Consider the following 6,717-nt stretch of genomic DNA (forward strand, 5'->3'; position numbering starts at 1 on the left):
TCATTTATGCCGCTTAACGAAGCAGCTTTATTACTATAACATTCAGCTTCTTTTAAGTCAACACTTTTTTTAAAGGGTTAATGAAGCTTTTATTTGTTGTCAGCTGTTCATCAGCGACGAATAATAATATAACACGGATATTATCAAATGGTCAATAACTAATTTAATCTGTTTTAAAGAGACTTTTTATCAGTTATATTCGTTTGGCCAGGCACATAAGATGTAACACAAGAATGATGGACAAGATAAGGAGGCATCATCAGTGAATCACTTCTATGTGTGGCACATAAAACGCGTTAAACAATTTATCATTATACTTATCGCCGCATTTGCTGCAGCCAGCTTTTTTTATATCCAAAGAGCTGTCCCGCTCCCTGTGTTTTCGACTGACAGCGGACCGAAAGCCATTTATAAAGGAGAAACAGATTCAAAAGACATTGCTCTTACCTTTGATATCAGCTGGGGCGATGAGAAAGCCGAGCCTATTCTTAATACCCTGAAAACCAACGGCATCAAAAACGCGACGTTTTTTCTTTCCGCTTCTTGGGCCGAGCGCCACCCGGACACGGTGGCTCGCATTGTAAAGGACGGCCATCAAATAGGAAGTATGGGTTATGCTTATAAAAACTATGCCAATCTAGAGGATAGTGAAATAAAAAAGGACATTAACCGTGCGCGGACTGCCTTTGAAAAATTAGGAATCAAAGACATACGGCTCCTAAGACCTCCTACCGGTCAGTTCAATAAAAATGTCCTATCAATCGCAAAGCAGTATAACTATACAGTCGTTCACTATAGTGTGAACTCCCATGACTGGACGAATCCAGGCGTTGAAAAAATCGTCGATAATGTAAACCGTCAAGTTTCAGGAGGAGACATTATTCTTTTACACGCCTCAGACTCAGCTAAACAAACAGAAGAGGCCCTGCCTGAGATTATCCATCATATGAGAGAAAAAGGTTTAAAAAATGTCAACGTGGGAGATCTCATTGCAAACACAGATGCTAAATCCACCGAAGTAAAATAAATTATTTCTCTGCAAACTTCGGCAGCATCAGCAATTGAAAAGCATTACACGCCATTAACGGAAAGAGCATTAAGTAAAGCCAGTCCTCATCATTTACTCTGAGCGCAGGAAACCATTCCAATGCAGTGATCACAACCATTAAAAATAAAGATGACACAAACGTTTTCTTTGAGGACTGCTTTTGTTTTATATACGCGGTAAGCAAACCGAAGATCAATAAAAATAACGGCAGCCAAGCATAGCCAGCCATTGACTCTCCTCTATCTCCGAAAAATAAAAACCGCACGTACATTAAATCAAAAGCGACAAACAGGATGAAAAACAGCTGCAGTAAATTCCATAAAGATGAAGATCTTAATATTTCGAGTGCAAACCGGTGAACTGTTAAAAACACGAAAAAGCCCATTTGACTGATGACACTAAAAATCATGCCGACACCGATAAACCAAAATAAAACAGAGAAAATCTGGCCCGCTTCAAAATTCAGAAACAGCTCCTTATATCCCCCCCATTTTAAAGCAAAACCCACAACACTCGTGACAACCGCTCCGACAGCTAAAATAGAAAAGAAAAAACGAACTAATCCACGGCTTTTCATTTCTTTATTCAACCCCTCAAAAATCGCAGATCGCGATATTTTGTTATGTATAATTCCAACCGGATGAATCATATTAAAAGTAAGATAAGTATGTGAAAGGAGCTTAAGCATGTCAAAAGCCAAAACGCTATTGATGGGCTGTTTTTTGATATTATCTGTAACAGCTTGCGCTCCAAAAGACCAAGCAGCGGATATGGATTATGATCAGACCAAAAAAATGGTTGTTGATATATTAAAAACAGATGATGGAAAGAAAGCAATTAAGGAATTATTAAACGATGATGCGATGAATGAAGCACTGGTGATTGATCAGGATGCCATTAAAGGAACAATAGAAAAAACACTCACCTCTAAAAAAGGTGCGGATTTTTGGAAAAACATCTTTGAAGACACTGAATTTGCGGAAAGCTTTGCTAAAACCCTTCAAACAGAGCATGAAAAAGTAATTAAAAAGCTGATGAAGGATCCGGATTACCAGAAAATGCTGATGAGTGTTATGCAGGACCCGGGAATGAATAAAAAATACAGCGAACTGGCAAAAAGCCAAGAATTCCGCAGTTATTTAGAACAAGTAATTACTGAAACACTTTCTAGTCCGCTTTACAAAAAACAGTTCGAAGATGAACTGAAAAAAGCAGCAGCAGAAACCGCTAAAGAAGGTGAGTAAAGGGAAGCCGGGATCAAAAAATCCCGGTTCGCTTTTTTTATATTTGCACTTCCATTTTTTCAACGACTTTTTTTGCAATGTCATGATATATTTCACCGATTGGATGGCTTTCGTCATAAACAGACGGAGCAAATTGGTCTTTATCCCAATCAGGCTGTTTTAACGGTATTCTGCCGAGCAAAGGCACTTTAAGCTCCTCAGCAAGTTTATCTCCGCCGCCTTTGCCAAAGACATATTCTCTTTCCCCGGTCTTTGCACTTTCATAATAAGCCATGTTCTCTATGACGCCAACGACCTCATGATCTGTTTTAATAGCCATAGACCCCGCTCTGGCCGCAACAAAGGCTGCAGTCGGGTGCGGCGTTGATACGATAATTTCTTTACTGCTCGGAAGCATCGTATGTACATCAAGTGCGACGTCCCCTGTTCCAGGCGGAAGATCGAGAACGATATAGTCTACTTCTCCCCATTCTACTTCGTGGAAAAAGTTGTTGAGCATCTTGCCCAGCATTGGCCCTCTCCAGACGACAGGAGCATTTTCTTCAACGAAGAAACCCATCGACATGACCTTTACACCGAAGCGTTCAACAGGAAGCAGTTTGTCTCCTTCAATTGTTGGACGCACTGTAATGCCCATCATATCCGGCACACTAAAGCCGTAGATATCCGCGTCAATTAAACCGACCTTTTTCCCAAGCCGAGCCAGAGAAATAGCAAGGTTCACTGACACAGTTGATTTGCCTACTCCGCCTTTTCCGCTCGCTACAGCAAGGAAAACCGGCGGGTTATCCATATTTAACAATGTTTTGTTCTCTGTTGACGGCGCCCGAAATTTCGCAACTGTTTCTTCAGGCAGCTCTTCAAATCGAAGGCCTACCGTCTCAGCGCCTGCCCCTTTTAAGACATTTACGATTTCTTGCTGAACCTGCATTTGTTCTGCTGTTCCGGTTTTTGCAAGAGCCACTTTTACACTGACATGCCGTTTTTCAGGCTTTATTTTTACTTCCTTAACGGCATCCAATTCTCCCAGAGGTCTTTGAAGAAAAGGTTCGCGCATTTCACCGACTAGTTTTCTTACTTCATCTTCTCTTATCATCGAACCTCACCCTTTTGTGTATTCGTTTACAAACATTATTATATCATACATAAACAGCAGGTGTCTTTTGCTTAGAACCATGAGAAAACCCTCCTTTACTCCGGAGGGTCGCCTTTTTCTGTAAAGTATCTCAATATTCCTTTATATATGGAAGATGCCACTTTGTCCTGATATTTCGGTTTCCCCAGCATCTTTGCTTCTCCAGGATTGGATAAAAAACCGACTTCCACAAGCGCACCTGGTTTTGTGACGTTTTGCATTAAGTAAATACCATGAATTCTCTTTGCTTTTCGGGTTGTATTCTCCAGGTTTGTTCTCAACTCATCCTGAATGTATTTTGCAATTTTCTCGTTTTCCTCGTATTTTCCGTAATAAAAGCTTTGGGCTCCGCTCCATTTTTGTGACGGGATCGCATTAAGATGAATGCTAAGGTAGAGCTCAGCCTCTGAATTGTTAATTAAGTTCACTCGCTGTCTTAAGTCTTCCGCTTTTCGTTTACTATAGCCTCTTGTCCCTTCAGGAGCTAGATCGGTGTCACTTTCTCTAGTCATAATCACTAAGGCCCCTTGTTCCTGAAGATAATCCCTGACTCTGAAAGCCACTTCCAGGGTTATATCCTTTTCTAACAGCTTGCCGCCCACTGCCCCTCCATCAGGCCCGCCATGACCTGGATCAAGATAAATAATTTTCCCGCTCAAAGGCAGACTCCACGGATTCCAAGAATCGTTATTGCTGAATTGATACTTGAATAGAAACAGTAATACGATGAAGCCTAGCATAAAACTGAGCCATTTAAGCTTTTTCCTCATCCCTTCCCCTCCCGCTTGTCCGTTATTACATAAGTATGGGACAGGGTCGGGAAATATGATTAACGCATGCGAAGCTTACATTGTTTTTCTCTTTGGACAAACCCTTCTGTCCACCAGTCTTTGATGAATTTTCGTGCAGCTTCATAAACTGTGTTTTTATCAAACGTTGCGTATTGCTCATGTGTCCAATGATAAAGGTATTCAAAAAACTCCATACGAAGCTCTTCTTCTTCCCTTGCAGAGCGGGCACTAACACTTTGCATAGATTCTCCATAATACCCGAAAACCCCGAAACGCCCGCCTAACAAATAAGCTTCTATCGCAAAATCAATACAGCCTTCACTAATAACGTCCCTTTCATCCTGCAAAAATGGAAATAATGGAGTAAGACATGCCTTTACAGACTGAATGATTTGTCTAAGTGAGAGTTCTTTGAGCAAGTTTTTTTCTAATTCAAAATCCTTTTGGCGTTTCACATCCATAAAAGACAGTACCTCTGCCATACAAATTCACTCTCCTTTTACCGGTTATTTTGAGGTTTGGGAGGTGAAACCATGCCCAAATTCGGTTGGAAATTCGCCCAAATGAAGGTGTCGATAACTTGAACATATTAAAAAGAGTGTAAAAAAAGCAGCTTTCTGCGGGGTAGGGAACATATGTTTGTTCACAAAAGCAGAGGCAGCACAATAATAAAAGGCAGCTCCCTCTAATAGGTCGCTGCCTTCATACTTTAATGCTTCTTGTTGCAGAATATGTATTAATGTATTGATCCAATACAAAACCGCCTTTATCTTCATAAAAACCAGTGACAATAAAACCGGCATCTAGCTGTCCCTTAATTTGGTCTTCTAAGGAATGCCCGAATTCCAGAGCTTCATTATTTTCAATCAGCTTTTTCACCTTATGTTTTGGAAGATCTTCTGAGTCGGCGTATGGAATAGAGTGCTTTACTTTTAAAACGCCCTGCTCTTCTAATTCAATGTCAAACAGAAAAACAACTGGATTAACAAATCCTGAAATTAAAACGCCATTTCTTTTCAGCACGCGGTGCGCTTCTTTCCAAACCGGCAGGATATCTTCAACAAAAACATTGGCAACTGGATGTACGATGAAATCAAATGATTCATCTTCAAATTGACTGAGATCATCCATACTTCCTTTCACGGTGCGTATGGTCAAGCCGTCGCGATCAGCAACCATTCTGTCCTGTCCCAGCTGCTGTTCTGAGTTATCTAAGACGGTGACATCCGCTCCGGCTGCCGCTAAAACCGGGGCCTGCTGTCCGCCTCCTGAAGCCAAACAAAGCACCTTCAAGCCTTTTACAGGAGGAAACCAATCCTTTGGCACATTTTTAATAGGTGTTAACCTTATATCCCAATTCCCTTTTTTCGCTTGTTCAATGACATGCCGCTCTACAGCAACAGTCCATTCATTGCCTGTCTCTACTTTTTGATCCCAGGCTTTGCTATTATGATCTACTAACGCATTCATGAATCGTTCTCCTTACTTTAATGTTTAGAGTATAACAAATATTTCTAGATTGATACCGCTTTCCCTTTGCATATTCGGAAAAAAATTCATAAAACCGCAATAAATTAACAAAGGAGATATGTGATTTTATTGCTAGTGATTATAATATCACTTTTTCAAATCAAATTAATGACAAAGCACTTGATGCCGGCATTACGCTTTTCATTGCCCTATGGCATTTGAACACTTATGTAAGACTCACTTCAGCACTAGACGTTTCTTTCTGCGATGCGAATTGGTATTTGAACGGTTCCGTGTTTCCAAAAACGAGTTGAAAATCCTTCAATTTGTGATAACAAACCATTTTAGCGAATAAATGCGTATGCCATTTGCAAAGGACGTTTGAATGCAGCACGCAGATGCGCTCTATTTATCAAGATGCAGATACACCAGTCATAGAATAGCACGCGCTTGAATTAACAGGGGCTCAAGATAGATCATTGAAGCATTGAATTGAAAGGTGACATATTTTGTGCTGGAGCTGAGGTTAAACTATTCGAAACCTTGTGAGAAAGACCGGCATTTAAAGACGATCGTTTTATAAAGCAAAAAAAGGATGCCTGTTTAATCGCTTCTGCTTTAATTCTTAAAAGAAAATAAAAAAAGCCCTCAACCCATGGTTGAGAGCTTTGTGAAACGTAAAATTAACGTTTTGAGAACTGAGGTGCACGACGAGCGCCTTTAAGACCGTATTTTTTACGTTCTTTCATACGAGCGTCACGAGTCAGAAGACCTGCACGTTTAAGTGTTGCACGGTATTCTGGATCTGCTTCAAGCAAAGCACGAGCGATACCATGACGGATTGCTCCAGCTTGACCAGATAAGCCGCCTCCATGTACGTTTACTAAAACATCATAAGTTCCAGCTGTTTCAGTCAAAGTTAATGGTTGTTTGATATCTTCGATTAGAGCTGGAGATGGGATGTGCTCGCTGATTTCACGATTATTAACGACGATACGACCTTCTCCTGGAACTAAGCGCACACGCGCT

8 protein-coding genes are annotated in these 6,717 nt (G+C 40.7%); 2 read left to right on the forward strand and 6 right to left on the reverse strand.

The annotated features are described in order from the left end of the window. Positions 1-262 precede the first annotated feature (262 nt). Complete coding sequence (gene pdaB / locus CJU60_RS20265; RefSeq protein ID WP_095714776.1) at positions 263-1,027, forward strand: polysaccharide deacetylase family sporulation protein PdaB; 765 nt, start codon at positions 263-265, stop codon at positions 1,025-1,027. A 1-nt stretch (position 1,028) separates the two neighbouring features. Here pdaB and kbaA read toward each other — a convergent pair whose 3' ends face one another. Beyond that, the gene (gene kbaA / locus CJU60_RS20270; protein WP_095714777.1) at positions 1,029-1,625 is read right to left on the reverse strand and encodes a KinB-signaling pathway activation protein; all 597 of its coding nucleotides are present in this window, start codon (positions 1,623-1,625) and stop codon (positions 1,029-1,031) included. Between the two features lie 109 nt (positions 1,626-1,734). On the opposite strand from kbaA, the gene gerD reads away from it, so the two are divergent. Then, a complete protein-coding gene (gene gerD / locus CJU60_RS20275; RefSeq protein WP_010332792.1) occupies positions 1,735-2,292 on the forward strand; it encodes a spore germination lipoprotein GerD in 558 nt (185 codons plus the stop codon). A gap of 37 nt (positions 2,293-2,329) precedes the next feature. Here the strand turns inward: gerD and salA are convergent, their stop codons facing one another. The 5 genes from salA to rpsI form a co-directional block, all read right to left on the reverse strand. Beyond that, positions 2,330-3,388 carry an iron-sulfur carrier protein/transcriptional regulator SalA gene (gene salA / locus CJU60_RS20280; RefSeq protein WP_059291705.1) on the reverse strand — a complete coding sequence of 353 codons (1,059 nt, stop codon included), beginning with the start codon at positions 3,386-3,388 and terminating at the stop codon, positions 2,330-2,332. A 95-nt stretch (positions 3,389-3,483) separates the two neighbouring features. Continuing rightward, complete coding sequence (gene cwlD / locus CJU60_RS20285) at positions 3,484-4,197, reverse strand: N-acetylmuramoyl-L-alanine amidase CwlD (protein ID WP_044153395.1); 714 nt, start codon at positions 4,195-4,197, stop codon at positions 3,484-3,486. 59 nt (positions 4,198-4,256) lie between these two features. Further along, positions 4,257-4,700: a YbaK family protein gene (locus tag CJU60_RS20290; RefSeq protein WP_044153396.1), complete on the reverse strand. Its 444-nt coding sequence runs from the start codon at positions 4,698-4,700 to the stop codon at positions 4,257-4,259. 220 nt (positions 4,701-4,920) lie between these two features. Next, positions 4,921-5,688, reverse strand: coding sequence for a class I SAM-dependent methyltransferase (locus CJU60_RS20295; RefSeq protein WP_095714778.1), 768 nt, complete (start codon positions 5,686-5,688; stop codon positions 4,921-4,923). Between the two features lie 683 nt (positions 5,689-6,371). After that, positions 6,372-6,717: 30S ribosomal protein S9 (gene rpsI / locus CJU60_RS20300; RefSeq protein WP_217989166.1), on the reverse strand; the 346-nt coding region annotated here is incomplete at its 5' end.

Source organism: Bacillus sp. 7705b, from assembly GCF_002289525.1.
GTDB classification, from domain to species: Bacteria; Bacillota; Bacilli; order Bacillales; family Bacillaceae; genus Bacillus; species Bacillus halotolerans.